Origin of the sequence: Indolivaga capnocytophagoides DSM 22835 (assembly GCF_000426485.1) — a bacterium.
Taxonomy (GTDB): Bacteria; Bacteroidota; Bacteroidia; order Bacteroidales; family Dysgonomonadaceae; genus Dysgonomonas_A; species Dysgonomonas_A capnocytophagoides.
Map to the genome: position 1 here is coordinate 44,737 of NZ_AUFL01000009.1, position 25,861 is coordinate 70,597.

The 25,861-nt window shown below is 35.5% G+C and carries 24 protein-coding genes; 12 read left to right on the forward strand and 12 right to left on the reverse strand.

The genetic code is table 11. The annotated features are described in order from the left end of the window. Positions 1-143: 143 nt before the first annotated feature. Together K322_RS0104420 and K322_RS0104425 are read left to right on the forward strand one after the other, a co-directional pair. Positions 144-1,322 carry a hypothetical protein gene (locus K322_RS0104420; RefSeq protein WP_051290631.1) on the forward strand — a complete coding sequence of 393 codons (1,179 nt, stop codon included), beginning with the start codon at positions 144-146 and terminating at the stop codon, positions 1,320-1,322. 42 nt (positions 1,323-1,364) lie between these two features. After that, positions 1,365-3,362, forward strand: a complete 1,998-nt coding sequence (locus tag K322_RS0104425) for a BCCT family transporter (RefSeq protein WP_026625798.1) — start codon at positions 1,365-1,367, stop codon at positions 3,360-3,362. Between the two features lie 97 nt (positions 3,363-3,459). Here the strand turns inward: K322_RS0104425 and arsM are convergent, their stop codons facing one another. From arsM to K322_RS0104450, 5 genes are all read right to left on the reverse strand, one after another. Further along, positions 3,460-4,269 (reverse strand): arsenite methyltransferase, encoded by an 810-nt coding sequence (gene arsM / locus K322_RS0104430; RefSeq protein WP_026625799.1) that lies wholly within the window; start codon positions 4,267-4,269, stop codon positions 3,460-3,462. A gap of 15 nt (positions 4,270-4,284) precedes the next feature. Continuing rightward, entirely contained in the window at positions 4,285-5,319 is a 1,035-nt protein-coding gene (gene arsB / locus K322_RS0104435; RefSeq protein ID WP_026625800.1) for an ACR3 family arsenite efflux transporter, read from the reverse strand. Then, positions 5,312-5,737, reverse strand: a complete 426-nt coding sequence (locus K322_RS0104440; protein WP_026625801.1) for an arsenate reductase ArsC — start codon at positions 5,735-5,737, stop codon at positions 5,312-5,314. The genes arsB and K322_RS0104440 overlap by 8 nt, the downstream gene beginning before the upstream one ends. Before the next feature lie 73 nt (positions 5,738-5,810). Further along, on the reverse strand, positions 5,811-6,275 hold the full coding sequence (locus K322_RS0104445) for a GNAT family N-acetyltransferase (RefSeq protein ID WP_026625802.1): 465 nt from the start codon (positions 6,273-6,275) through the stop codon (positions 5,811-5,813). Position 6,276: 1 nt separating this feature from the next. Further along, on the reverse strand, positions 6,277-6,597 hold the full coding sequence (locus K322_RS0104450; RefSeq protein WP_026625803.1) for an ArsR/SmtB family transcription factor: 321 nt from the start codon (positions 6,595-6,597) through the stop codon (positions 6,277-6,279). Positions 6,598-7,266: 669 nt separating this feature from the next. Here K322_RS0104450 and K322_RS18535 point away from each other — a divergent pair. The 4 genes from K322_RS18535 to K322_RS0104470 all read left to right on the forward strand — a co-directional run bounded on the left by K322_RS18535 (position 7,267) and on the right by K322_RS0104470 (position 11,383). Next, positions 7,267-8,511 carry a site-specific integrase gene (locus K322_RS18535; RefSeq protein WP_035331332.1) on the forward strand — a complete coding sequence of 415 codons (1,245 nt, stop codon included), beginning with the start codon at positions 7,267-7,269 and terminating at the stop codon, positions 8,509-8,511. 3 nt (positions 8,512-8,514) lie between these two features. Then, positions 8,515-9,867: a site-specific integrase gene (locus K322_RS0104460; RefSeq protein WP_260202493.1), complete on the forward strand. Its 1,353-nt coding sequence runs from the start codon at positions 8,515-8,517 to the stop codon at positions 9,865-9,867. Beyond that, positions 9,857-10,129: a hypothetical protein gene (locus K322_RS18540; protein WP_260202494.1), complete on the forward strand. Its 273-nt coding sequence runs from the start codon at positions 9,857-9,859 to the stop codon at positions 10,127-10,129. The genes K322_RS0104460 and K322_RS18540 overlap by 11 nt, the downstream gene beginning before the upstream one ends. Before the next feature lie 309 nt (positions 10,130-10,438). Then, entirely contained in the window at positions 10,439-11,383 is a 945-nt protein-coding gene (locus K322_RS0104470; protein ID WP_026625805.1) for a restriction endonuclease, read from the forward strand. Between the two features lie 223 nt (positions 11,384-11,606). On the opposite strand, the gene K322_RS18545 is transcribed toward K322_RS0104470, so the two are convergent. The 3 genes from K322_RS18545 to K322_RS0104485 are packed head-to-tail and all read right to left on the reverse strand — an operon-like array spanning position 11,607 to position 12,544. Next, on the reverse strand, positions 11,607-11,909 hold the full coding sequence (locus tag K322_RS18545) for a helix-turn-helix domain-containing protein (RefSeq protein ID WP_051290632.1): 303 nt from the start codon (positions 11,907-11,909) through the stop codon (positions 11,607-11,609). 39 nt (positions 11,910-11,948) lie between these two features. Next, positions 11,949-12,233, reverse strand: a complete 285-nt coding sequence (locus K322_RS0104480; protein WP_026625806.1) for a DUF3876 domain-containing protein — start codon at positions 12,231-12,233, stop codon at positions 11,949-11,951. A gap of 2 nt (positions 12,234-12,235) precedes the next feature. Further along, complete coding sequence (locus K322_RS0104485) at positions 12,236-12,544, reverse strand: helix-turn-helix domain-containing protein (RefSeq protein WP_026625807.1); 309 nt, start codon at positions 12,542-12,544, stop codon at positions 12,236-12,238. Positions 12,545-13,075: 531 nt separating this feature from the next. Between K322_RS0104485 and K322_RS0104490 the strand changes: the two genes are divergently transcribed. From K322_RS0104490 to K322_RS0104515, 6 genes are all read left to right on the forward strand, one after another. Beyond that, positions 13,076-13,615, forward strand: a complete 540-nt coding sequence (locus K322_RS0104490; protein ID WP_026625808.1) for a DUF3408 domain-containing protein — start codon at positions 13,076-13,078, stop codon at positions 13,613-13,615. Continuing rightward, positions 13,600-13,833, forward strand: a complete 234-nt coding sequence (locus K322_RS20790; RefSeq protein ID WP_157279386.1) for a hypothetical protein — start codon at positions 13,600-13,602, stop codon at positions 13,831-13,833. The genes K322_RS0104490 and K322_RS20790 overlap by 16 nt, the downstream gene beginning before the upstream one ends. A 12-nt stretch (positions 13,834-13,845) precedes the next feature. Continuing rightward, positions 13,846-14,235 carry a plasmid mobilization protein gene (locus K322_RS0104500; protein WP_026625809.1) on the forward strand — a complete coding sequence of 130 codons (390 nt, stop codon included), beginning with the start codon at positions 13,846-13,848 and terminating at the stop codon, positions 14,233-14,235. Beyond that, the gene (locus tag K322_RS0104505; protein WP_026625810.1) at positions 14,201-15,136 is read left to right on the forward strand and encodes a relaxase/mobilization nuclease domain-containing protein; all 936 of its coding nucleotides are present in this window, start codon (positions 14,201-14,203) and stop codon (positions 15,134-15,136) included. Before K322_RS0104500 ends, K322_RS0104505 begins: the two co-directional genes overlap by 35 nt. Positions 15,137-15,170: 34 nt before the next feature. Beyond that, positions 15,171-15,695, forward strand: coding sequence for a hypothetical protein (locus K322_RS18550; protein WP_051290633.1), 525 nt, complete (start codon positions 15,171-15,173; stop codon positions 15,693-15,695). 129 nt (positions 15,696-15,824) lie between these two features. Beyond that, positions 15,825-16,475 (forward strand): master DNA invertase Mpi family serine-type recombinase, encoded by a 651-nt coding sequence (locus K322_RS0104515; RefSeq protein WP_026625811.1) that lies wholly within the window; start codon positions 15,825-15,827, stop codon positions 16,473-16,475. Positions 16,476-16,944: 469 nt separating this feature from the next. On the opposite strand, the gene K322_RS18560 is transcribed toward K322_RS0104515, so the two are convergent. From K322_RS18560 to K322_RS0104540, 4 genes are read right to left on the reverse strand one after another with little or no spacing between them, the layout of a single operon-like run. Beyond that, positions 16,945-20,655 carry an Eco57I restriction-modification methylase domain-containing protein gene (locus K322_RS18560; protein WP_051290635.1) on the reverse strand — a complete coding sequence of 1,237 codons (3,711 nt, stop codon included), beginning with the start codon at positions 20,653-20,655 and terminating at the stop codon, positions 16,945-16,947. A 12-nt stretch (positions 20,656-20,667) separates the two neighbouring features. Then, positions 20,668-24,036, reverse strand: a complete 3,369-nt coding sequence (locus K322_RS18565; RefSeq protein ID WP_051290636.1) for a helicase-related protein — start codon at positions 24,034-24,036, stop codon at positions 20,668-20,670. Positions 24,037-24,051: 15 nt separating this feature from the next. Further along, on the reverse strand, positions 24,052-24,966 hold the full coding sequence (locus K322_RS0104535; protein ID WP_026625812.1) for a nucleotidyl transferase AbiEii/AbiGii toxin family protein: 915 nt from the start codon (positions 24,964-24,966) through the stop codon (positions 24,052-24,054). Beyond that, positions 24,966-25,826, reverse strand: coding sequence for a type IV toxin-antitoxin system AbiEi family antitoxin (locus K322_RS0104540; protein WP_084158508.1), 861 nt, complete (start codon positions 25,824-25,826; stop codon positions 24,966-24,968). The genes K322_RS0104535 and K322_RS0104540 overlap by 1 nt, the downstream gene beginning before the upstream one ends. Positions 25,827-25,861 lie beyond the last annotated feature (35 nt).

Here is a 25,861-nt window from a genome sequence, read left to right on the forward strand (position 1 = left end):
TTTTTTTATCTTATATGACCGAGGAACTATTTATATCATTTGTAATGATGAGTTCTGCTATTGAGGTATATTTTAGATGCTTTATTTAGCATATATTTTTATTTCTCTACCATAATGAATTAAATAGTCTTATTTAGAAAAACATGTCAAGATTTGTTCCCGTTATTATTTATATCTTTTTTTCTTCCAATCTTAATATTTGGGCATCGGATGGGGAGCCTCAAAAAAAAACTATAAAAATAGGTGGAGCTGTACGGTTTAATATTGCTTCAGAAAACTATGAATCTGCTGCTAGGCCTTTAGATTCTTATATTAAATTAGATACATGGTTTTTGTCAGTAGATGCAGGATATGAGGATTTTGATTTAAGTTTTCAATATAGGCTTTATCCCGGATCAAAAGCACATTTTATACATCATGCCTATGTTGGATACAGGTTAAATGATAGTTGGTATGCAAAATTAGGAGTTTTTCAAAAACCATTTGGGATAGCGCCGTCTGCATCTCATTCTTGGTGGTTCCAACTTCCATATTATATGGGACTGGAAGATACTTACGCAACCGGCATAGGTGCTGAATACAAGATCGAGAAGCTGTCTGTTGATATGGCATATTTCAGACAGGCTGCACCAAAAGGTTTCTTAAGTTCAGAGTATGAAGATAATGCTGTAGGAAACAGCCGTTTTTCATATGCTGTTGTTCCCACAACAGGGCTTACTGGAGCTAACAGAAGTAAAGCTTCCATCCGCGAACTAGACCAATTTAACATGCGTATATGTTATCAATTGACAGAGATCGCAGAAGTTGGCTTATCCGGACAGTTGGGTAGTATCTATAATGAGACCTTGAATAAAAGGAAATGGAACTTGTCCTGGGCGATACACTCAGTATTCAATTATCGAAGATGGAATTTAAAGACTGAAATTATTGGGTATAATTATAAATCTCAAAATGACAAAGGAGAACTTTTAGATGCCGTACAAATGGCTGCTTATGGCTCTTCTTATGATGTAGCAAGCAAAGGATTTGTATACCTGGCAGGAATATCATATACTATTCCTATAAAAAGGAAATTCATAAAAAGTATAGAAGCATATGTAGATTACTCAATAGCTGACAAAAGTAAAGCCGGATATAACAATACTCATCATTTAATACCCGGAGTATCCATTGCTTCGGGACCTATTTATACATACATAGATATGGCTATAGGAAAGAATCACCCATGGCTTACGAGCAACTTTGGAGAAGGACTTGCACAAGGTAGCGATAATGCCAGATGGAATAGCCGTTTTAATATAAATATCGGATATTATTTTTAAAATCAACACATTACAACAAGTAAAAATAAAACAATATATAATATGATAAAAAGCAAATTACCTTTTCGAACGACATTAACCAAATCAGTTGCTCTACCAGGGCTAATTGTTATACTTTTTGTATCCCTTTATTGCGGTTTCTTTCCCGAACAAGCCAATAAATCTCTGTCGGTTGTGAAAACCTATTTTTTTAACAACCTGAGTTGGGTTTATGTATTGATGGTAACTTTGTTCGTTCTGTTTCTTATTATTATAGCTTTAAGTAAACTTGGCAATATTCGCTTAGGTTCGGATAATTCCCGGCCTAAGTATAGCTTCTTTTCATGGATAGCAATGCTGTTTGCAGCCGGTATGGGAATCGGGCTTATGTATTTCGGTGTGGCAGAAACAATGTCTCATTATGCAAATCCGGCTATAGACGATACGCTTCAACGAGCAAAAGAAGCCCAATTATACACTTTTTTCCATTGGGGAATACATGCCTGGACCATATATGCTGTGGTGGGATTAGTACTGGCTTATTTTGCCTATCGTTATAAATTGCCGTTGGCAATACGAAGCGGTTTATATCCTTTGTTGAAAGATAAAATATATGGTCCAATCGGAAATATTGTAGATACTTTTGCGCTGTGCAGTACATTTTTCGGAATTGCAACGACTTTGGGATTTGGTGTTGTACAGCTAAATGCAGGATTGCAGAGTATAGGATTGGTGCCAGAGAACAGTTTTACATTTCAGGCTATTATCGTTATCGTAGTCATGGGTATCGCTATATTTTCAGCTTTTACAGGCGTAGATAAAGGTGTGAAGCGATTAAGTGAACTGAATCTGTCTCTCGCTTTTATTCTGATGGTATTTATTTTGATTGCGGGACCAACAATATATATACTTAGCACCTTTAGTGAAGGTATCGGTTATTACATCAGTAATTTAACAAATCTGACCTTCAATACTTTTGCCTATGAAACAGAAGCTCAGGGCTGGTTCTCGGGCTGGACAATTATGTATTGGGCATGGTGGATATCATGGTCTCCGTTTGTTGGGTTGTTTATTGCACGTATATCGAAAGGGCGTACCATACGTGAGTTTATTATAGCTGTTCTGCTGATTCCTTCCTTATTCAATTTCTTATGGATGACTATATTTGGCAGTAGTGGTGTTTGGCTGGATAAATTCGTAGCAAATGGAGAATTGAGCCTATTGGCGAACGATCCGGATACTCTCCTGTTTCGCTTTTTTGAATATTTTCCATTTACAGGTTTATTGAATATAATAGCAATCTTGATGATTGGGGTTTTCTTTGTTACTTCGGCAGACTCCGGTATATTGGTTATGAACAGTATAGCATCCGGTGATAAAAAGAACTCGCCGAAGTGGCAAAATATATTTTGGGGTGTACTGCTCATCATTCTCTCTCTTACACTGCTTCGGGCAGGAGGTCTGGCCTCACTGCAAACGATGACTCTCATTTCCGCATTACCCTTTGGGTTGAGTATGCTACTCTTATGTTTTTCTTTATGGAAAGCTTTGCAAATCGATCATTTATTTCATAATACCAAACTGCCCTATGGTAGTATTGCATGGGACGGGAGCAGATGGATGGAACGGCTGAACAGAATACTAACCTTTTCCCACAAAAGAGATGTCAAGGACTTTTTGAATGGCACGGTAAAAGAAGCATTCTGCGAACTTCAGCAAGAATTATCCGCCAATGATATTGAAGCTGAAATAATAACTGGTAAAAACACTCCTCTATCCATAGAGTTATTCATAAGGCATGATAAAATACGAAATTTCCGATATGGTGTCGTTGCTGAGCCTCAAACGATCTCGGAGTATATGATAGAAGAAGAGAATACTCCAAATGTTGATATGGAAACGCCTTATATCCCGATTACCTATTTTAATGATGGGCGTAAAGGAAATGATATACAGTATATGACAAAAGAGGAAGTGATAGCTGATGTCCTCAGAGAATATGAAAGATTTATAAGTCTCATCTCTGATGATAAAAACGAATTGCTTATTATTGACAAGTAGATAAACCTGAAAAAGAAGGCTGTGAATAAATTAATAGATTCAGGAAGGAATGATCGTCCTGAATCTATTTATTTGCAATCTCTTTCTTTAAACTTTGCTATTTTATTCCTGTCACAGTAATCGAATAAATGCCGACATTACCAGCTTTGTATTTAGCTATCGTCGATTCATCCAAATGCTCCTGTAAAACATCTTCTGGAATGACAACTGTTTTTGTTCGTTCAATCTTTATATCAGTAAAATTAGCCTTTTCAATCTCACCCAAATAATCGTCTTTTTGTATGGCACTAGCTATACAGCCTGCATACATGGAAGCATTATCTGTAAATTCTTTTGGAAATACACCATTCAGCACAACATCAGAAATACAGAAATGGCCGCCTTCTTTCAGTACCCGATATATTTCTTTAAAGATTTTATTTTTTTCGGGTAATAAATTCAAGACACAATTACTTACTACAACATCTATGGAACTATCGGGTAAAGGCATATTTTCAATATCTCCTTCGATAAATTCGACATTGGTATAACCTCGCTTTGTTGCGTTCTTTCGTGCCTTTTCTATCATCTGTGGCGAAAAGTCAATGCCGATTACTTTTCCTGTTTCCCCGACTTCTGCCCTGGCTATAAAACAGTCGTTACCTGCACCTGAGCCTAAGTCTAAAACTGTATTACCTTCTTTAATGCCTGCATACTCAGTAGGTAGTCCACAGCCTACACCTAAATCAGCATCTACTTCATACCCTTTAAGCCCGCTGTAATCTTCGCTCATGATCGTAAAGACCTTTTTTGAAGGAGTCGCAGGATTCGTTCCACAACAGCAATCGGATTTTAAAGCATCGCTATTCAAAGCCAGTTCGCTATATCTCTGTTTTACCAAAGCTTTCTTTTCTTCGTTCGTGTTCATATTAAAAGTGTTATTTTATTTATAATATTTCTTTCTTAGCCAAAAGGCAATGTTTACCAAAAGTATAAGTACAGGCACTTCAACTAATGGGCCTACTACGCCTGCAAAAGCCTGCCCGCTATGCAAGCCGAAGACTCCTATTGCAACTGCAATAGCCAGTTCAAAGTTATTACCTGTAGCTGTAAATGCGATTGAAGCGTTTTTATCGTAAGATACACCCATTAATTTGCCCGCAAAGAAGCTGAGGAAGAACATCACCACGAAATAGATTAATAACGGTATGGCTATCCGTACTACATCCAATGGGATTTGTACGATCAGTTCACCTTTGAGGCTAAACATTAATACAATGGTAAATAGTAAAGCGATTAAAGTAATTGGTGAAATTGCAGGGATAAACTTATCCTTATACCATTGTTCCCCTTTTATTTTAACCAATATCAAACGGCTTAGAATACCTATCAGGAAAGGAATACCCAAATAGATAGCGACTGTTTCGGCTATTGTACCTATGGATATATCCACGATTGCCCCTTCAAATCCGAATAAGGGAGGAAGTTTTGTTACAAATATCCAGGCATAAAAACTGTAAAAGAATACCTGAAAAATACTGTTCAGGGCAACTAATCCTGCACCGTACTCCGTATTGCCCTCTGCCAGGTCGTTCCATACAAGCACCATCGCTATACATCGTGCAAGACCTATCAGAATAACCCCAACCATGTATTCAGGATAATCGCGTAAAAAAAGAATGGCAAGTAAGAACATTAAGACAGGCCCGATAATCCAATTCAGAATTAACGAAATAGATAATATCTTTACGTTAGAAAACACTTTTGGCAGTTGTTTGTAATCTACTTTTGCCAATGGCGGGTACATCATCAGGATAAGACCGATTGCCAGAGGAATATTTGTTGTCCCACTCGACATGGAATCTATGTAGTTACTGAAAGAAGGTATAAAATATCCCAATCCTACACCGATAGCCATCGCAAGGAATATCCAAAGTGTTAAGTTCTTATCTAAGAAACTCATTTTCTTTTTACTCATGACCTTTTATCTTATCGGTGTATAATTCATAAAAAGCTATTTTGATTTCATCCCTTACCCTGATATACTCGGATTGAATAAATTCGGCTGTTCCCGTAGCTTCGGAAGGATCGTCAAAGCCGATATGCAGACGGTTCTTTACTTTTCCCGAGAATGCAGGACAGCTTTCATTTGCTCCACCGCAAACAGTAATCACATAGTCCCACTCATCATTCATATATTGCTCTACACTATCGGATGTATGGTGCGAAATATCTACACCTGCATCCTGCATGACTTCTATTGCCTTTGAGTTTACTTTTCCGCTTGCTTTTGTCCCTGCGGAATAAACAGACAATGAAGGATCGAATGATTGTAAAAATCCATGAGCCATCTGGCTGCGGCAACTATTTCCCGTACATAGAATTAAAATTCTCATATTGTTTATAATTTCGTATTTACACTAACAGTTCCTATTTCGTCGAATAACGAATATATCTCTTAAAAAAATATCAGGATAAAACTTTTGACATTTTATAGTTTGTCATGGAGATACCAATGCAAACGGTCTGTTGTTCCAGAATAACATAGCCTTTTTTTGAGAAGAAAGGCTCGGCTGTAATACTGACATCAGCAGTTATTTCTGAAATATCTTTCAACCGTGCATATTCTTCAATCTTTTTAAGTAAGAATGTTGCAATCCCTTTGCCCTGATAGTCTTTATGGACAAACATAGAATTTAAATATCCTGACAATTTTAAGGCGGCAAACCCTAATATCGTATCGTTTTCCTCAGCAAGTATAAAGTATTGCTCATTTATCCGCTCCTCCCATACACTCGCTTCTTCTCCTCTTGCAGCCCAGCATCCGACCTGTTCGGGTGTATAGTCTTTCAGATTGACTGAAAGGATAGTTGAACGAAACAGCTCTTTAATAGCAGGGATATCCTTTTTTGTTGCAAACCTGATGTCCATCATATCAGCAAATATCGTCTGTTTTCTGTAATTGGGTAAAAAAGCCACTAAACAGTTCTTTGGCTTTATTCCAGTTCTCGTTATTGATACAATATTTCACGGTGGGTAATGTAATTGTTCCCTGAATCAATCCTGCATCTTTCAGTTCGTTCAGATGCTGTGACAGCGTGCTTTTGGCAATCGGTAACACCTCTGACATATCGCCATGATAGCAGCATGACTCATTGGCAAGCATTTCTAATATCGCTATACGAATAGGATGTCCTAATGCTTTAGCAAAGCGTGCTAATTGCTCCTGATCGGCTGTTAATTCTTTCTTTGACATAGACTCGATATTTATTGTTCGCAAATATACGAATAAAGATCGGATTCGCAAGATTGCGAATGTTTATTTTGTAAATTATCTTAGAGAGAAATATCCAGATATTAATCTAAAGTTTTCAAAGAGTAACGAAAGAGGAAAAGTTTTTTAGTATCTTAACTTTGACTATATAGTATCATTTTTTTACTACTACATAAATTCTATTTGAAGATGAAAATCTAAGAAATTCAGTTCTCTAAAACGAAAATTTTATATCTTTACAAAAGATAAGTTGCTCTTTATATATTGAGGAAATTAAGCATATCTAAGAACTAAGCTGGTTTCTAAACTCAGCACTCAAAATGCAAGAACGGGTAAAACGACGTAAGTATCTGATATACCAGTGATAACTTCATTATTCTTCTCTCCGCTGCAAGCAGTAAAAAAGCAAGATATTGTGTATTTAGGAAAGCTTTCCGTTACGAATACGTTACCTGTTTTAAACTGTGGCAACCCATTCAAAGAACGGATTTTCCTCTAACAGTAAACGATTTGGAACGAATTCGACAAACAAAGCTACGCTCTGTTCGTTTTATACTCTGAATCAGTTTCCTATTCACTAATTCACAATACTTTGCGTATCGTTGATTAGCTCTATAACAGTTAATTTTATAACCTGTAAAAGAGTTAATTATGCAAGAAGTAAAAGTAAGTTTCTACCTCAAACGAAATGAGGAGAAAGCAGACGGAACGATTCCGATTCTCGGACGTATCCGCATCGAAAAATCAATGGTACAGTTCAGTGCCAAAGTTTATGTTCCCGTATCCCTTTGGGATACTACCTCGGGCAGAGCTATCGGTAAAAGTAAAACAGCTTTGTCCATCAACGCAACCTTGGATAAGACCTGCGTAGCCATCCATTCCGCTTATCGGGAACTTTCGCTAAAGAAAAACGACATCTCTGCTTTGGAAGTAAAGAATGCCTTTCAAGGTATTGCATCTGAACAGGATACCCTTGTCAAATATTTCGAAGCCCACAATGAGAAATTCTTACAAAATGTAGGCATAAACCGTGCAGAAGGAACGTATAAACGCTTCCTTACCTCTTTGGGACATCTGAAACGTTTTATGCGAAAGAAATATAATATTTCCGACATCCCCTTTCAGGCATTGACTCCTTCCTTTGTTGCCAATTATGACTACTACCTGCGTATCGAACTTGGTCTTGCTTGTGGAACAATAATCAATACAATCGTTCATCTGCGAAGAATCATTAAAATAGCGATAAACAACGGCTTGGTTCGCTTCGATCCGTTTATTGACTACAAGTACATTGCCCAAGAGTCTGTTCCCAAATCATTGACTTCGGATGAGTTGGATACACTGATAAAAGTAAAACTGTCCCGACCGAATCTGAACTTTATTCGGGACATGTTCTTATTTTCCTCCTTTACAGGCATTGCATTCAGTGATATGCGGAATCTGACTAAAAAAAACATTTCCAAAGCCGAAGACAGAGTCTGGTGGATTCATCTTAATCGGAAGAAGACAGGAGCACCCTGTCATATTCCATTGTTGGAAATACCTCTTCAACTCATCAAAAAGTATCGGGGAATAGCCAAAGAAGGAAAACTGTTTCCGATGATCAGTTGCAGTAAAACCAATATCTACCTGAAACGGATCGCTAAGGAATGTGGTATAAACAAACGAGTCACCTTCCACATGGCACGTCACTGCTATGCTTCGGTAATTACACTCTCACAGGGTGTTCCACTCGAAACAGTAGGCGAACTGCTTGGACATACCGATTGGAGAGCCACCCGTATCTATGCACAGGTCAGCAATGATAAAATCGGAAAAGACATGCAATTGCTTAACAAACGCTTGTCGGGCAAATACGATTTTGAGGGGAGTAACTCTGCTGATGCAGTATTGTAATTTATGGAGAAAAGAGAAATGAATGCAACAAGGAACAAGAATAACAACAATACGAAAAGCACCGTTTACAGCACTTTTGCTGTTTTGTTTTATATCAATCGGCAGAAGATAAAGAAAAACGGTAGGTGTCCTTTAATGGGCAGAATATCCATCAATGCAGAAATGGCTCAGTTTTCTGCCGGATTAGATGTCGATCCGAAACTTTGGGATGTAAAAACTTATCGTCTGACAGGCAGAAGCCAGCATGCATCCGAAGCAAACTATCAGATAACACAACTGACAGAAAAGATTCAGCGGTATTATAAAGAAATACTTAATGAACAGGGATATATTACAGCAGAGCTGGTCAAAAATGCCGTAGGTGGTATTGGACGGAAGAAAGAAAATCTCTTGGAACTCTTTCGAGAGCATAACGAAGAATATTCCAAACAAGTAGGCATTACGCGTTCTGCTGAAACCATGCGAAACTATATTTCGGTATATAACCAAACAAAAAGTTTCTTATGCACCCACTATAATGCAGAGGATATACCACTCCGACAATTAGAATTGTCTTTTATCGAAAAATTTGATTCGTTTATGCGTATCGAACAGGGTTTTACGGCACATACAGTTTCTTCCTATACAATTATGCTACGAAAGATAATCCGCAGGGCAATCAGTCAAGGAATATTACACAAAAATCCTTTTGCCAGTTATATTCCCGAGCAACCACCCCGTAAGCGTAGACACATGACTCGCGAAGAACTAGATAAATTTATGAATGTTTCGATAGCCTCCAAACGTGTATGCCACACTCGCGACATGTTCATCTTTGCGACATTCACAGGTTTGTCGTATGCAGATATGCGAAATCTATCAGAAGAAAATATCCACCAAGAGCAAAACGGCAGTCTTTGGATAAAGATAAAACGGCAAAAGACTGGCAGTAAATGCAATATTCCACTATTGGATGTGGCATTACAAATCATGGAGAAATATAAATCGGAACGAAAAGGAAGCAAGATTTTCAATATGATAACTCTGTCATGCATGGAAGTTAATTTGAAGAAAATTGCGAAGCTATGTAAGATAGAAACACGGATTACCTACCATCAAAGCCGACATAATTTCGGAACCCTTATCACGCTCTCACAGGGAGTCCCGATGGAAACCGTCAGTCAGATGATGGGGCACAAGTGCATTAAAACGACCCAGATTTACGCCAAGCTAACACGACAGAAGCTTAATGAGGATATGAAGAAGTTAAGTAGCCGTATTGGCGGGAAATACAAACTGGAGGATTATGCTGAAAATGAGAATAAAGCAAATCAATGTAAAACAGTGCAATTAAAACCAAACAAGCATGGAAAATAGAAAGATCAGAATAGAAAACGCAGAAATAACTGTTCCGAGTAAAACAAAAATGAACATTTCGGAAATTGCCGACTTGTTTGGTATCTATTATCATACGGCAAAAAAGCATATTCGTGCTATTGAGAAACAACGTTCAACGGAACGAAGTGTAGTTAAATTAGGCGTTGCCAGAGGAGACTATTCTTTGAGTTGTACAGTCGAAGGTTCAAAAATCTATCCAGATTATTGCGGATTGGAGATGGTTATTGCCGTTGCTTTTTAGGTACAATCGGCAAATGCAGAGGTATTCAGGCAATGTATACAAGAAAAGATAGCTTCAACCATACGTAAAAAGTCAATTCGATTCATAGGAAGTTGGCAAGATCAAAATAGTTCTCTCAACTAGCAACAAACGAATTACTGTCCAACTTATTAATGGGACTCTTAATGAACTAACACTATACTACTGTTGTCCTCCACTAAAAAAACAGTATCCGTTCTTAAACTATTTCGTATTTTTATAGACTGAAATAAAAAACGTGAAATTATTTATTTAAAGTTATTTGCATTCCTATATGTATATTAGGAACAAATGATAAAATATGATATGATAGATTTTAAAGAATTACCAGAAGATGGTATTTTATTTGAACAGCTAATCCGAGAATTATTAGTTCTTGAGGGGTTTGAAACTCATTGGACAGGAGTTGGACAAGATGGTGGTCGAGATTTAATAGTCGTAGAGAAGCTTAAAGGTGAATTGTCTGAGTATGAGAGAAAATGGTTAATCAGCTGCAAACACACTGCAAATTCTGGAAAATCATTAGGTAGAGAACAAGCTGGAAATATAACAGAAGATTGTCGAGCAATTGGTGCTGAGGGTTACATATTAGCATGTTCAACACAACCAACAGCTAGTCTTGTCACAAGATTGGAAGAGATAGCACTTAAACAGCAAATTATCACCAGATTTTGGGATTCAATAGAACTTGAAAATAAACTTCTAAAACCTAATACATTTAAATTGATACATACATTCTTTCCAAAGAGTGCTGTAAATTATCAATGGAAAATATATAATGCTTTTTCTCCTGCATTTTGGGCGGCAAATTATAAAGATTATTTTTTCTATTTGAGTTCTCGACATTCCAATACTTATCCTTATTTAGAAAGCATAGAAACAATTGTCTCTTTAATTGAAAAAATACCAATTTATAAGGATAAAAATGATTGGTGGAATTCTCATTATTTAAGACTCCGCTCGGTGTATTATGATGACAAACATTGTACTCATATAGCATATATTGATTATATAATCCCTCATAAGGCAGACAAATCAACAATTATAGCACCTAAACAATTACAAAAGCTATTATTTGATTCATTTACTGAAGAAGAGCATAAAATAATGAATTTACCAGACTGGGATATATTGTATATCGAAGATTCGACAGTAAGTGATAGCTTTCAACTTGATCATAAACGATATTATGAACCATTCATAAAAGAATTTGAGAAAGGAATGGCTAGGAAATAAAATATCTATTAACTAATTGTCCTGCCATTTTAACATAGTTGTTATATTTTAATGAACTGCAGGCTCTATTGACATTCTGCCATTTTTATGGCTACAAGTTATTTACCGTCCAATTTCAGTTATTTCCACTTATAGCTTCCCTGCCGTTTTGAGGGCGGAAGCTCGCAGAATAACTGATTGTCCGATAATAACTTTTATCATAGGGGTAGCCTCTCTGTTCAGGCTACCTTCTGAAACTTTGTTTGTAACCATCTTGCAGTAGTTTCTCAATATCAGAGGAGCGATATAGAATTTTGCCTCCCAGCTTAATATATGATATACGCCCCTCGTTGCGATAGTCCTGTAAGCTTCTTCTACTTAACTTTAGTTTCTTTGATAGTTCTTCGTCTGTATAAAAACTCTCTCCGTATAGTGTCGGTTTGCGAATGGGAAAGAGTCGCTCCATTAGCGAAGCCAAGCGATCCAATGAAAGAAAAAACGATTTTACACGTTCATTGTTCTCCGATGTGATTAATTGGTTACTCATAATTTCGTTGTTATTTTATTGATTTACATGCAATTTAGTTTAACACTTTATATAACTACCCCAGCTTGTGATATGGAGTCCATAGGGCGAACTTTCAGATGTTAATCGACAAGACCTCATTCCTGTTCGGATATACCAACCATTTTCGTCGGCATCGATATCGTAGCAAGAAAAATTTCCTCGTTCCGATTCTTTGTCGTAGCTGTATGCTAGCAGATAATAATTGCCATCATATCCCTGAAGGATATACACATCGGGATTACCGCTGACACTTTCCCACGCTCCTAACCATGAGAGAGGGAAGATTTGAGATTCATTTTCCATGCTTATAATTCTTTTCCACTGTGAATAGCCTGCTTATGTTTCTCTTCCACCAATGGGAGAGCCTTTTTTACATCTTCGGGCTTGTAGTAGGTCTTATGATTGATTTGGGTATAAGCCAATGTTCCATTGTCCCGAAGTGTTTGCAGAGTTCTAGGTGAGATATTCAATAGCATGCACACATCCTGATTGTCCATCCATTCGCTCTCAGTGTTGCCATACAGACGGCACAGGTGTTCCATTCGAGTAGCGAAACTCTCAAATTTAGAGAGCATCGCTTCAAAGGTTTTTGCTTCAATATTTATAATCTCCATTACACTATATTTTAAAAATTATTATTCGTTTTGCTCCAAAAGTAAGCCTTTCAATTATCACATTCCAAAGGAGAGAACCCTTTGCTCCCTTATGTTGTATTTTGCTTATAAACAGGATATTTACATTGTAATAACTTCACCATCTTGCAGCGAAGTAAAAAAGAAAAATTCAACTATCAATGGCTTTGCAATCAGGTAGTAGCTTGTGGCAGGGGTTGTCTATAGTGTAACTCCATTTTTCTCATTTTTAAGGATAAAAATGATTTCTATTACCTCAAAATATGTATTCAAATTTTGAAAAAGAATACATCGTCTTAGTGTATTGTATTTTGCTTGTATAGTTCAATCAGAAGAGCGAAACGATGACGTTTACACCCTTCGTATATTCATCTCAGCAGAAAGATATTGCAGAATATACCAGACGAATCTAGTTCGTTCACACACCTGACTAATAGTTGTTTATTTGCAATCGACAATCGGTTCTCTATCTTTTGAAGAGCCACAATATTCACAATTTAAATATCAAATTCTATGAACAGTAAACAGACTGACAACAACGAGCGAAAAAAAACAATGCCTGAAGATTACTCTCCTATCTCTTCATTTTTAGGGAGAGCTAAATCGGCAGAGCCAAGCAATGAAAATGTTGAAGCCGAATTTCAGAAAATGTTTGCCGATGGAGTTATTGGCGAGACTATGCCCAATCACAAGACTAGTCGCAAAAGGGCAAACAGTATTGATACCGGTGATTTTATCGAGTCTGACGACAGTACCAATACAGTAGATCGTTTGCAAACGGAGTCGACTGTAGAAACACTTTCCACCCCGAAGCGTGTCAGCAGTAAACAACGAAAAGAATCTCTAGAGGAATATCGGCAGACGTTTCTCTCTGTTCCGAAACTCGAAGACCGAAAGCCTGTATTTATCAGTCGAGAAGTCAGGGACAGTTTGGATGAGATTGCTCGCAAATTGGGAGGACGAAGAATGAGTGTATCGGGCTTTATTGAAAATCTTGCCCGTCATCATTTGGAAATCTACTTCGATGCCCTTGAAATATGGAAGAAGCTTTAAGTTTGGCTTCTACCAATTGTAAAGTAAGTCTGCACAGTATCTATGACTTAGCTTTGAATGGAACATTCCATGTTCATGTTAGCGGAGCGAGGTTATGTTTTGATTGCATCAAAACCCTCGCTTTGGCTAACCGCCAAAGGGAAAACCGCTCCCGATGGTCGCAGTTTAGGGTCAGGGTCACAGACCCTTTTATTTATTATTGCTTTATCAGTAAATAATAATCGGAAAATTTGAGTCAAGACAATCAAGATAAGCGAAAAGGTGGACGCCCGAAGAAGAGTTCCATTACTCGGAAAGACAAGACTATTGCCGTTTGTTTTTCTGAGCCGGAACTCTATGCTATCAGGCATCGGGCAGCCAAAGCCAATCTTCCGCTTAGTGTTTATTGTCATGATGCTATTTTGAACGGTGAAATAAAAGAACCACTCAAAAAAGAAGAGCTGGATACGCTTCGAAGCATCTCCAACATGGGAAATAATCTAAATCAATTCGTAAAAACAGCCAAGTTTTTGAGTGTAAAACGTCTCGAAAATATGGCTGTTCCATTACTGGAATCGATACAAAATATCATAAACAAGCTTTCGGATGATTGGAAAAATAGTAAAAGGAAGAAGCTTTAAGGGGTGTATTTCATATGTTTTGGCTGATAAAAATGCTAAGGTTTTGGTGAGCGAAGGTGTCTTGGAGGTTGATACAAAATCAATAATCAACAGCTTTTATATGCAGAGCCTGCTCAATCCGAAGCTTTCGAAATGTGTCGGACATATCCCTTTGGCATTCTCTCCTGATGACAAAGAGCGGATGACGGATCAGTTTATGGAACGCTTGGCAAAAGAATATATGAAAGAAATGGGAATAGAAAACACACAATATCTCATTGTTAGCCACAGCAATACTTCTCATCCGCATTGTCATATTGTGTTCAATCGGGTGGATAACGATGGTAAGACGATTTCCGATAAAAACGATCAATATCGTAATGAGAAAGTATGTAAACAGCTAAAGGATAAGTATAATCTGACTTATGGTAAGGGTAAAGAGAATGTAAATGTACAGAAGCTCAAAGGAGCGGAGCAAACTAAATACGAAATCTACCATGTGATTAAAGATGCTCTTCCTAAAGCCACGAGTTGGAAACAGTTTGAAGAAACCCTCAAACAGCAAGGAGTAGCTATCGAATACAAACGTAAAGGACAAACCAACGAAATGCAGGGTATTTCATTCAAAAAAGGAGAACATTCTTTCAAGGGTTCGGAAATAGATCGGAAATTCAGCTATTCCAAGTTGGATACACTGTTTAACGATAGTAGCTATAGTCTGGAGCAACAACAAGATCAACAAGTAGCCATTCCAAAAGCCACAGAAACGAATTTGATAGAAAATGCTGTATCAGGAGTAGCCGATGCAGTATCAGGTATAGGTAGTTTGTTTGATATCCAACCATCAAATTACGATATGAATGAAGCAGAAGCCTTACGATTAAAAAAGAAAAAGAAGAAAATCAAAAGACCAAGACTCTAAAAACGAATTATTAATCACTTAAAAATAAAAGAATATGGCACAGGCAGTATCAAACGATGCCCTTTGGGAGAAACTTTCAGAGATAGATAAGAAGTTGGAAAAACTTTCCGAAATGCATAAATTATCAAATTTAAGGGATGAGCAGGTAACCATTAAACCTGATTTTCAGAAAGAAAAAGACGAGATAATCTCAAAATTAGAAAAGTATATACAAGGATTGGGTACACATTGCGATTCGCATTTCAAAGTTATTCATAAAGATATTGAGCAGTTAGAAAAGAATACGGAAGGAGTATATAAAATTTTGTCTTATATGTCAGCAATACTGAAAGAACCCGCAGAACAGCCTGCAATAAAGTCAGATGATAAAAAGTCCTTCTTGAATTTCAAATTATTCAAACTTCGGAAATCGTCTTTAGTAATTGCTATTCTTAGCTGGCTGGTGTTTATTCTGACACTATTTTGTATGAAACAGCAGAATGATTATGTGATTTTGATGGATGGACATTATAAGCTGAATAGATATTTAAACGAGACACAAGTGGATACCGATAATTGAGAAGATGGTTGAAATAAGCAAAATTGATGGAATATGGGAGTTCCGAACTACAAAACAGAAGATAAATACATAATGCTCGTAGCTTTGCAGTTAATTTTAGAATAACTACCTTTTTACATTTAGAGCAATATGATTTACGGATATATTAGAGTAAGTAGCGATAAGCAGACTGTAGAGAACCAACGATTTGAGATTGGTAATTTTTGCGATAAGGAAGATCTTAACATAGACGGATGGATAGAAGAGACTATCAGTGGAACGAAGGCATATAACAAAAGAGAACTTGGTAGGTTATTAAAAAAAGTTCAGAAAGACGATTTGATTATTTGTGCAGAGCTGTCTCGACTAGGTAGAAATCTCTTTATGATAATGGAGATATTGAATATTTGCATGTCTAAAGAATGTAAAGTATGGACAATTAAAGATAACTATCGTCTTGGAGAAGATATCCAAAGTAAAGTATTAGCCTTTGCTTTTGGACTTTCTGCCGAGATAGAACGAAATTTGATAAGCCAAAGAACGAAAGAAGCATTGGCACGTCTGAAAGCAGATGGGAAGCATATCGGTAGAAAGGAAGGTATCAGGAATGTTCATCTAAACAAAGTTTGTAGTAGAAATCACAATCTAATTTTAAAAGAGCTAGAAGGTGGCACTAGTATTCCGGATATCGCAAAGAAAATAAAAGTAGCTCGTGGTACTTTATATCGCTACCTCGCTTATACCAATATTAGAAAACCAACTAAATCTATCAACGGACGTTGGGAAAGAGGTATATACTAAGTTCAAGTTTGTCGTCCAGTTTTTGAAGACAAACTCCGGTAAAAAAGGACAAGGTATGCCTGTTGTCAGAAACCCTCAATTCTATTTTAGGGAGGGATTTTGTTGGATAGATGTTAACTCTACCTTTTTGAAAGCTCGCTTGAAAGAAAAGTGCGTTTTTGATGTGTTAAGTATGAGTTTATTCACTACCTTAAATTTACCAGATTGGTATTACGTGTGTCTTATCAACTCACATTTTATTAGCTTGTATGTTGACAACTTTATAAATAACACATCTCATTTTCAAATAAATGATGCAAGACAGTTGCCTATAGTGATACCATCAGAACAGGAATTAGATATATTTCATAATATATTTATTGCTGCGGAAGAGATAAAAAAACAACAGTTTGCATCATTACTAACGTCCCAAGAAGCAGATAACTTCTTGATTAAAATTCAAAATAGATTGGACAAAACTGTTAGCGAACTATATAGAATATAATTCACTAACAAAGGAATCCAGTTTGTTTTCTAATAGATCAGCATCTTCCTTGTCATTTTGAGAAGAAGTTGAAGATTTTAAATATATCATACTGTCAAACAATTGTTTACAAATATTCAATTGTTCTTCTGTTGGAATTATTATTGGTAGTTGACGAATATCATTTATTTGAATATTCACGGTACAATTTATAAATTCTCTATAGTATGTAAATAGAAAATTAGAATTAATTGCAGTAACAATATAAAAATTAGGACTATAGCTATATGCTGAATATAGTGACATCGAACCAACATCATTTACTGAGATGGACTTTATTTTAGCTTTCAGTAATCGAGCTTGCGGATTAAGAATATTATTCCAACAAAACCCCTCCCTAAAATAGAATTGAGGGTTTCTGACAACAGGCATACCTTGTCCTTTTTTACCGGAGTTTGTCTTCAAAAACTGGACGTTTTCCTTAGACCATGCAATTGCAAATGGAGTTTCTAAATACCAACGATTACCATCTTTATCTCCCTTATCATAAGGAACGTAATAATTTTTAGAAGTATCAATACCATTTTCCTTTTCATCATCTGTAAGAGTGTCTACATCAGCAATTTCATTATCTTCAATTAGTCGATATATATACCCTTGTCCAAAAATATCTCGTCCATATTTTTCTTTTAACTGGTCGAATTTAATGGCAATTTCCTCTTCGGTTCGTTGTGTCAAAAACTCAATTGGTGAAAGCCCGGCCAATTCATTATTGGATATTTTATATCTAGTCATGACCTCTACTAGCTTCTTGGGACGAGAGTTCGTGATATTGGCAGCCCATTTGGTAGACTTCCGTATAGCGATATATTTGCCATTGTTCGCAGTAGCCAATCCTTGTCCACCTTCGGTTAAGCAACCGAGTAATGCAACATCTCCCGGTTTTAGGCTCCTTCTATACTCTTCTAGTAATGCTGCATTTTGAGTAATTTTTTTACTGGTTTCTATTTTGTCCCACCACTGGTCATATAAGTCTTTTACTTTCTTGCCATAGCGATTGTGGATCTTTATATTATATTCTGTAGGCTTAAAAAGAACGGAGTTTTGTGTCTCACGATAAACTTTTTGAGCTATGCTAGGAAAAAATATTGGATCTTTCAGATTTTTACTTCCATCCAAGAAGTTCACTTTATGGCTTTCTGTATACGGCTTCTTGACGACTTGTATTATGCAGGTATCTACCATCACTGAATCGAAAGGATTTGCAGTATCAAAAATATAGCGAATTGAGTTCTTTAAAATTAATTCACGCATATTTCTTTTTGTCTGTGTTGTCCAAAAAGTTTTTGGTATGATGTATGTAATTGACCCATTCTCTTTTGTAAGCCTCATGCCCTTAAAGGTAAATAGATTATATGTGTCATCTGAAAATCCAAACTCAATTTCATATGATTTCTTTTCTGCCGTAGAAATTCCCTTTGTGGAAATGTAAGGAGGATTTCCTATCACTATATCAAAACCATTTTTTACCCCAAACATCCATTCTGAATCAAAAAATGGTGAAGAAGCATTTTGGTCAAACATTTTCCATTGTTGCATTAATACAGCATTGTGACTATCTACGACACGCAAATTTTCTAGTGTATCTGCTATCTGACTTTGTAGTTCTTGCACACGTCTTCTATACTTATTCTTAGTTTTATTACTCTTGGCTCCAAATATACGGTGAGTTGCCTGAATCAATTTTTCTTGTAATTTTTCTAATTCAGGAGTATTGAAGAGATCCTTTGTCTTTTGTAGTCCAATCAGTGAGTTGGCTGCAACAAATTTGGCTTCTAAATTAGGCAGTGGTCGAATACCAAAGTTGTCTTCTGGCTTAGTAGTTGGTCGTTGGTCTACAATCAATGATATGAAAAAACGCAACTTGGATACTTGAACTGCAATGCTTTGAATATCGATACCATAGATACATTTTTCTATCAAATATAATTTACGAGCATAATCTGGACTATTGATATTGTCATCAAAGCTTCGATTAATATCTGTTTGAATTTCATCTCGTTCTTCAACAGAATAATCTTTCAATGTTGAACTTATTTCCTTCATCGACTCCTGAAGAATTAATGACTTCCAAATCTCATTTTTAGGATCTAATTGAGAGAGAATATGCACCATCTGTTGTAATACTCCTACAGGAAAGGCCCCTGATCCACAAGCTGGATCTAACACTTTGCAGGTTTGTATTGCTTGAATTATTAATTGTTTAGTTTCATTACTCAAATTTAGATCTTCTTCGGAATATAACATTAATTTGCGATACTCTTCTTCATATACCTCGCCTACAACTTGATTGAGATGAGAAATAAGACTTTCGTTCACCATATATTGAACAACTTCACGTGGCGTATAAAATGATCCTGTTTGCTTACGAGCTGTGGTTTTGGTCTCAGGATTATAACTGGCAAGTAAGTTTTCAAAAACTTTACCGAGTAACTCAGGATCAAGAGATACTTCTTGATCAAAAGGTGTATTTTCTTCAACCGTAAAATTATATTTTTGTAAAATATCTATCAGACCTAAGCTATCAATGTTTTTTTTATCTCCAAAAAATAAAAAATCGGGAACTATTAGGAGATTGGGACTCGGTAAATTATCTGAGAATCCGTCAATGTACACACCATCCTGCTTGTTGTCTAAGCAATCAAATAATCCTCCATTAAGGAAAGGAACTTTTGCATTTACTAATTCTAAAAATAGCTCAGGTTTGATAAATAGTTCTTCGTACCGCATCAAGTGATCAGAGCCGAATGCCTGTCCATACCAATCCATTTTCCTAAATTCTCGAGTTCGGCTATCCTCTTTACTCTGGGGTGTAATAGGACAATTGAGAGTAGCAAAAAAAAGATTTTGTAATATGGCTTTATAGTATTTACTTGCATTGGATTTTTCAGCAAATAATCCCGATTTGAGGTTTGGATTAAAGTCTTTGACTAGTTCATTATTGAGAAACTGTATATCAAACAGCTCATTAGGAATAAGATTTTTCTGTTTCAAAAACCAAACAAATAATAAGCGAGTTAACAAACGAATCACATTTTTTGAGCGATGTTCAATACGTTCATCTTCAGTTTCCAAATGAAATTCTCCTGGAAATTTAACAGTTTGTATGGCTCTTTCATACCAATTATATAATTCCTGATAAAATGCTTTTGTAAGAATTTCTACGGAAAATCTCTCTACTAAATCTTTTTTATTCTTTACTCTACCTTTTTTTAATAAAAATTCATTTGGGGTATAGCCACCTGTTTCATTTCCTAACAAGTATGAGTATCGTCTTGGATTTGAGTAATTTCGTTCTATTCGAGCAGAATGATCTTTTAGTTCAGCATCTATCTGGAGATACGAGAAACGATATTGTGTCCCTCCCTTAGGGATAAAAGCAACTAAAGCCCTATTACAATAACTATTCTTTTGCATCACCTGAAAAGCATCTCTCGAAATTCCAACACGAGCGTCGTGTGTAGAGTTATGCTCTACCTCAAAAACTTCAAGTTCTAAACTTTTACATTTACCCAATCTTGTAACTGAAGAGGTAAACTTTGGAGAGAAATTCAAGTTCAGCTTTTCTTCTTTTAATTCGAAATCTTCGGGAAGAAAATTGTTTTCAAGAAAGCTTACAAAATTGTCGCGATTGTAACTGTTACTGAAATTATACATATCGTTTATATTTTAGAATAATTCATTTGTTTTCGAAGTAATGCTGTCACTTTCAAATTCTTCTGCAAGAATTAGAGTTTCAGTGCCATGTGATATATTATCATAAGTACGTAATGCCTTTAGAATATAAGTACGAGATATTTTGTCTGGTAAAGCAACATACTCTGACGGTTTCATTCGATTTATTAACCGTAAAGCATAACCTGAAATTGCATCTAATTCTACTGCTGTTTTTAGATCTTCAAGATATTCATTTTCACAGGATTTCATTTGTATCATTAATCTCACTTTATCTAATGCATCTCTTTTTATTTTCTCTGTATCACTTTCCGAATCATCAGAAAAAAGGGCTGACTTTATTATATTGAATGTATTATCAAATGTCTCTGAAGGTTTATAAGGTTTTTCTTCTTTGCTTGTTTTCAATAGTCTGAAAGCATCTTCTGGAGTTCTGTCATAAGGTTTATTTTCGTCATTAGAATATTTAAAAACGAAGTCATTACCTTTTTTTGCAAAAACCAAAACTCCATCTTCGGGGAGAGATGCCCTTCTACGAATTTTTGTCCGTAAGGGGAGGTTTAAGGCCTCTCTCATTTCATTAGAATAGAGCACTGTATCTAATTCTGCACGATATTCAGTATCCCACGATTTTCGTTCGTCATTTTCGATAATAGTTTTGTATTGTTCTATAAAGAATGCTCGTAACTCTTCATTGGAAGTCAAAACTTTAGTATCCTCACCCATTATTGCATGAATCATAGCCATTTTCAATGTTGAAATTTCCTGAACTCTAATCTCACTTTCTCCGATATCTGTAGGAAAATAATTATAGATATACAATTCGTCAAACATCTTTTTATTGATACGATTAATACGTCCAATTCGTTGAATAACCCGTGTTGGATTATAGGGGATATCATAATTAAAGATAGTCCCTGCTCGATGGAGATTATATCCTTCAGAAATAGCATCTGTTGCGACTAATATTTTATATGTATCCTGTTGCTTGTAGACTTCGTATCCAGCATCAAAATTAGCTCTTATTATTTCCTTATTGCGTGGAGTGGCTTTATTTGCAGTGTATGAAAACACAGGAAGTCCTGCTTCTGTTAACTTTTTATCCAAATAGTCAATAGTATCAGCAAATTGACTAAATACAACTATTTTTCGTTCAGGATCTTTAGCTAACTGTTCATTAAGGATATTGATAAATTCATTTAGCTTAGGGTCATTATTGACTTTATTCCATTCACTTTTCAGATTTTGTAATATTTCGATATCAGAATCTAATTCATCGAAAAAACTATCTTTTAAATATTCTGTTTTAATTTCAAATAATCCTCTAGTTTGTAGTTTTTCAATAGCAGCATCTATTTCATCATCAACCATCTCTGGTATAATGTCATTCGTAGACTCATACATGGCTTCAATATCAGGTAACATTCCTTTTTTAAAGACAGGTATAGTTTGCCTTTTTTCAATCCATTTTTTTATATTTTTATGATTGGAAAGCATATTATCTAACGATATTCGGAAAGCTATTTGAGAACTTTCGAAACGCCTCACAAGTAATGTTCTCATGAATTTTGCAAGATTTCGCTGGGCACCTTTAAAAAGATTATACTCAAACCCCGCTTTTTCTACTGTTTTTTTAACCTCTTCATCATACTCTGGCTTAACGTACATAATTGGCTTATATCTTGTAGCATGAAAAAGATTCAAAGGTATATTTTCATCGTATATATCATCAGAATAGTTATAATCTTGCATATCTATATTTTCATCGGCACCTTTACGTGAAATTTGCTCTAATGTTGAAATGTATAAATTTCGAAGATTATTCAAATCATAATCTAATAGTCTTGGAGGAGCAGGTTTTGAAAACTCAATTTTTTGCTTCTTTAGATCCTCTTTATAAGCAGGAATCGCATCTAAATCTAAACGGGATCGCCGAATGATTAAAGGAGAAATTATTGCTCTTATTTGCTGAGCTATACTCTCTATCTCTAATTTTAATTCGTCCTCTGAGAGCTGTTTGTCCTTTTGCTTTTTCTTTAAGTTTTTATATACATTGATTAAATGTCGAAAACTATATCCCAGATTATTTACTGTTTGAAGTGTTGACTTAGTTGGAATCTGGAACAATTTTATCATTGAGTAAATATCCGAAGGCTGATTATTAAATGGAGTTGCAGTTAAGAGCATAACTTTATTTCCCCGACAAAGTTCATGAAGCATACCATAATCTAGGGTAAATTCATTACGATAATTGTGTGCTTCATCAATTACAATAAGCCATTCTTCATTCTCATCCGTTCTTGTTTGATAATGTTCTAAAGCTTTGGATATTACACCACGACTAAATACACGAGCAGTATTGATTTTAAACTCATCAATATAATCTTCCCATTGCTGTTTCAAATGTGGAGGTGAAATGATAATAGTTCTTAAGTTCAAATTGTTAGCAACAGTTGAACCAATAATACTTTTACCTAAACCAACTACATCCGAGACAATAACTCCATTATGTTTTTCAATGATGGATATCGCCATTCGAATTGCATCTTCTTGATATTTGAGATTAAAGAATTTTTTGTTTATGTCATGTGGAGTTCGTATTCTTCTCGAGGTATCTATTTTGAAATATTCATATAATACTCTTAAATAGAGAAGATATGGGGATGGCAATTTTTCATACCAAATATGTTTGATTACTCCATCTTCGAAGTCATTAATATGATCTTTATCTGCTATAACAATTGCACTTTGCCAAAGAGTATTGAAAATATTTTGTGCATCATGAAATTCTGTTTTATGTTGGAACCTCACATTGATTTCATTTTGTCCACGTAGCCCTTTATATGTGAGATTGCTTGATCCTGTAATTACTGTACCAGGAGTTTCTCCTTCTTCAGAAAATTCATCTTTGTATGAGAATATATACATCTTAGCATGACAAGGTTCTTTTGTCTTTCGGATTTCTAATGTTCCGTTCTTGATTTTTTCATAATATATTTTAAAAGCCTCAGTTTCTTTTTTCCCTTCAAAGAAATCTGTTTTATTAAATAGCTCAACCAGGGAATAATTAAATTCATTTCGAATTTCGAGACGAGAGCTTTTTTGCTTCTTATGTAAAAAATCAATCTCTGATGTTTTATTTAAAAGATCTTTCTCCATCTCCAGCCCCACCAAAATTCTCATTTTTTTATCAGAGATATTTTTGTAAATTTCTTCTATCCCTGAAAAATAGAAATATCCTACAAGAAAATCTAAACAATCAGCTTTTACAGGTAAGATTCCCTTTATCATTTTAGCTAGTGATTTTTCACCATTGTTAGTAATGAAATATTCACTATTTAGTTTGTTATCTTCAATTTTCATTTTCTTTCAATTCACTTAAGATAAGGACAGAACTAGCCTAACAGCATCTACTTGCTCGGCATATTTTGAAGGATTATTATCTTTCAATTTTTGAATATTTAAAAGCTTCCATCTTACTGCGGGAAGCTTACCATAATTAACTTTTGTCCAATCTGGCTCTCCTTTAGAAAAGGTTAATAAGAATTCTTTATCCTCATTTGTTAGAGATTCATTGACCATTTTAATAAGTAGTTCTCTAGTATTCTTAAATTCATTGTCTTCAAAAGAGTTATCGGTCATACCTTTGAATTGACTTTCAAAAACGAGAGACTGATCAATTAGGTGAGGATTTAATAGTTCTTGCATAGGACGCTTGCTACATAAAAGAAAGAATATAAATCCTTCTTTTATTTCCGTCGAATAGCCTATCTCATTTATCAGATTTCTTACATCAAACAAATCTCGTGGGTGTTGTCTGTCTAGTGCTGCGATAATTTTCCCACCCCATAATTGTTTTTGAGAAACAGTTCTAACTTCACAAAATTTATCGAAAACCTCCTGTGCTTTATCACACAATACTTTTAATTCTGTTTCCGCAATTGTTCCTCGGTTGATTTGATTTACTTCTATTTTAACCATTGCTTCGGGAGTCGTACAAATCAATTTTAATTCTTCTTCAGCCCTGGCTGGATCAGTAAAATCTATATTGGGTATTTGTTTTCTCAATCGATCTTTAACTCTTTCAAGCGCTAATCGTATATTCTGTAGATCCGTATCTCGACTTTCGCTAGCTGGGATATAGGTAAGGTCTATGTCAACCGATAGGCGTGGCATATTCAGGCAGAATAGATTAATAGCTGTCCCCCCATGAAGAGCGAATACTTCTTCTTTCGCTACTTCTGGTAATATGTCTAGTAAGAGTAATACTTGCTTTTTATATGTATCTTTCATTATGAGAAATCTTTGGGTAATACTAAATTATATCTTGGGATTAATATACCATTATTAGCAAGACTACGATTGCCGGAACCAAGGTCTATCTTTGTTAGATTTAGATATTTGAACCAAGTATGCCTGGCTCGCTCGGCAAAATAAAGAAATAGCCTTTTGGCTTTTATCGATTTACAATCTTCTAATAACTCTTGCACTTGTTTTGGGCGCAATGTAGATAATCCTTCCATTAATTCATAAGCCTCAGTCAGAGAAAATATAGTAGGACATAGTGATAGGCATTCCAGCATTGCTCTCCCTGAGCTTGATATTTTCATATCTAATCCAGTGTCCTGATAGTGTACTAAGCCAATAGTATCATCCCTGAATAAGGATACTTTAAATATTCTATAATCTATATCCCATTTATTATTTATGAACCAAGAAGGTAATTTTGTTTTACCCAGAACGAATAAGGTTACCTCGGGTGAGGCTAATTGCAGATAGTGAGCACTGCCATTTAACTCTAATGAAGATCGACCTCCTATATGGATATTTATGTTTGCTTGTGATTGCAATGCCGCGAGTGCACCAGACAATAAAAGTGAATCTCCCGATTTTAGCATTGCACCCTTTCCTATTGACTTCATCCATCCACTTCTACGGTATTGCTGTTGTAATTCATACGGATATCCTTTCAAAATAAGCCAAGAAGATAATAGTACAAGACCTTTGGGATATTCTTGCATTAGCTTATTTATTTTAGATCTATTTATTTTAGAACCCTCATCCATATTACATATATTATTACAAGTGTAAATGTAAACAAAATTAGCAAACAAAACAAGGCGCAATAAGTTTATATTAGATCCATAAATCATATTTATAATACATTTTTCAGATTAAATATAAATTA

What these genes read in the sequence shown, in the direction of transcription:
- K322_RS18540 (WP_260202494.1), top strand. Translation starts at nt 9,857, where the DNA reads ATGGAAAATAGAAAGATCAGAATAGAAAACGCAGAAATAACTGTTCCG.
- K322_RS0104440 (WP_026625801.1), bottom strand. Translation starts at nt 5,737, where the DNA reads ATGAGAATTTTAATTCTATGTACGGGAAATAGTTGCCGCAGCCAGATG.
- K322_RS0104480 (WP_026625806.1), bottom strand. Translation starts at nt 12,233, where the DNA reads ATGGAAAATGAATCTCAAATCTTCCCTCTCTCATGGTTAGGAGCGTGG.
- K322_RS0104485 (WP_026625807.1), bottom strand. Translation starts at nt 12,544, where the DNA reads ATGGAGATTATAAATATTGAAGCAAAAACCTTTGAAGCGATGCTCTCT.
- K322_RS0104470 (WP_026625805.1), top strand. Translation starts at nt 10,439, where the DNA reads ATGATAAAATATGATATGATAGATTTTAAAGAATTACCAGAAGATGGT.
- K322_RS0104450 (WP_026625803.1), bottom strand. Translation starts at nt 6,597, where the DNA reads ATGTCAAAGAAAGAATTAACAGCCGATCAGGAGCAATTAGCACGCTTT.
- arsM (WP_026625799.1), bottom strand. Translation starts at nt 4,269, where the DNA reads ATGAACACGAACGAAGAAAAGAAAGCTTTGGTAAAACAGAGATATAGC.
- K322_RS18560 (WP_051290635.1), bottom strand. Translation starts at nt 20,655, where the DNA reads ATGTATAATTTCAGTAACAGTTACAATCGCGACAATTTTGTAAGCTTT.
- K322_RS0104460 (WP_260202493.1), top strand. Translation starts at nt 8,515, where the DNA reads ATGGAGAAAAGAGAAATGAATGCAACAAGGAACAAGAATAACAACAAT.
- K322_RS0104420 (WP_051290631.1), top strand. Translation starts at nt 144, where the DNA reads ATGTCAAGATTTGTTCCCGTTATTATTTATATCTTTTTTTCTTCCAAT.
- K322_RS18550 (WP_051290633.1), top strand. Translation starts at nt 15,171, where the DNA reads ATGGCACAGGCAGTATCAAACGATGCCCTTTGGGAGAAACTTTCAGAG.
- K322_RS0104425 (WP_026625798.1), top strand. Translation starts at nt 1,365, where the DNA reads ATGATAAAAAGCAAATTACCTTTTCGAACGACATTAACCAAATCAGTT.
- K322_RS0104445 (WP_026625802.1), bottom strand. Translation starts at nt 6,275, where the DNA reads ATGATGGACATCAGGTTTGCAACAAAAAAGGATATCCCTGCTATTAAA.
- arsB (WP_026625800.1), bottom strand. Translation starts at nt 5,319, where the DNA reads ATGAGTAAAAAGAAAATGAGTTTCTTAGATAAGAACTTAACACTTTGG.
- K322_RS18565 (WP_051290636.1), bottom strand. Translation starts at nt 24,036, where the DNA reads ATGAAAATTGAAGATAACAAACTAAATAGTGAATATTTCATTACTAAC.
- K322_RS20790 (WP_157279386.1), top strand. Translation starts at nt 13,600, where the DNA reads ATGGAAGAAGCTTTAAGTTTGGCTTCTACCAATTGTAAAGTAAGTCTG.
- K322_RS0104535 (WP_026625812.1), bottom strand. Translation starts at nt 24,966, where the DNA reads ATGAAAGATACATATAAAAAGCAAGTATTACTCTTACTAGACATATTA.
- K322_RS0104515 (WP_026625811.1), top strand. Translation starts at nt 15,825, where the DNA reads ATGATTTACGGATATATTAGAGTAAGTAGCGATAAGCAGACTGTAGAG.
- K322_RS18535 (WP_035331332.1), top strand. Translation starts at nt 7,267, where the DNA reads ATGCAAGAAGTAAAAGTAAGTTTCTACCTCAAACGAAATGAGGAGAAA.
- K322_RS0104540 (WP_084158508.1), bottom strand. Translation starts at nt 25,826, where the DNA reads ATGATTTATGGATCTAATATAAACTTATTGCGCCTTGTTTTGTTTGCT.
- K322_RS0104505 (WP_026625810.1), top strand. Translation starts at nt 14,201, where the DNA reads ATGATTGGAAAAATAGTAAAAGGAAGAAGCTTTAAGGGGTGTATTTCA.
- K322_RS18545 (WP_051290632.1), bottom strand. Translation starts at nt 11,909, where the DNA reads ATGAGTAACCAATTAATCACATCGGAGAACAATGAACGTGTAAAATCG.
- K322_RS0104490 (WP_026625808.1), top strand. Translation starts at nt 13,076, where the DNA reads ATGAACAGTAAACAGACTGACAACAACGAGCGAAAAAAAACAATGCCT.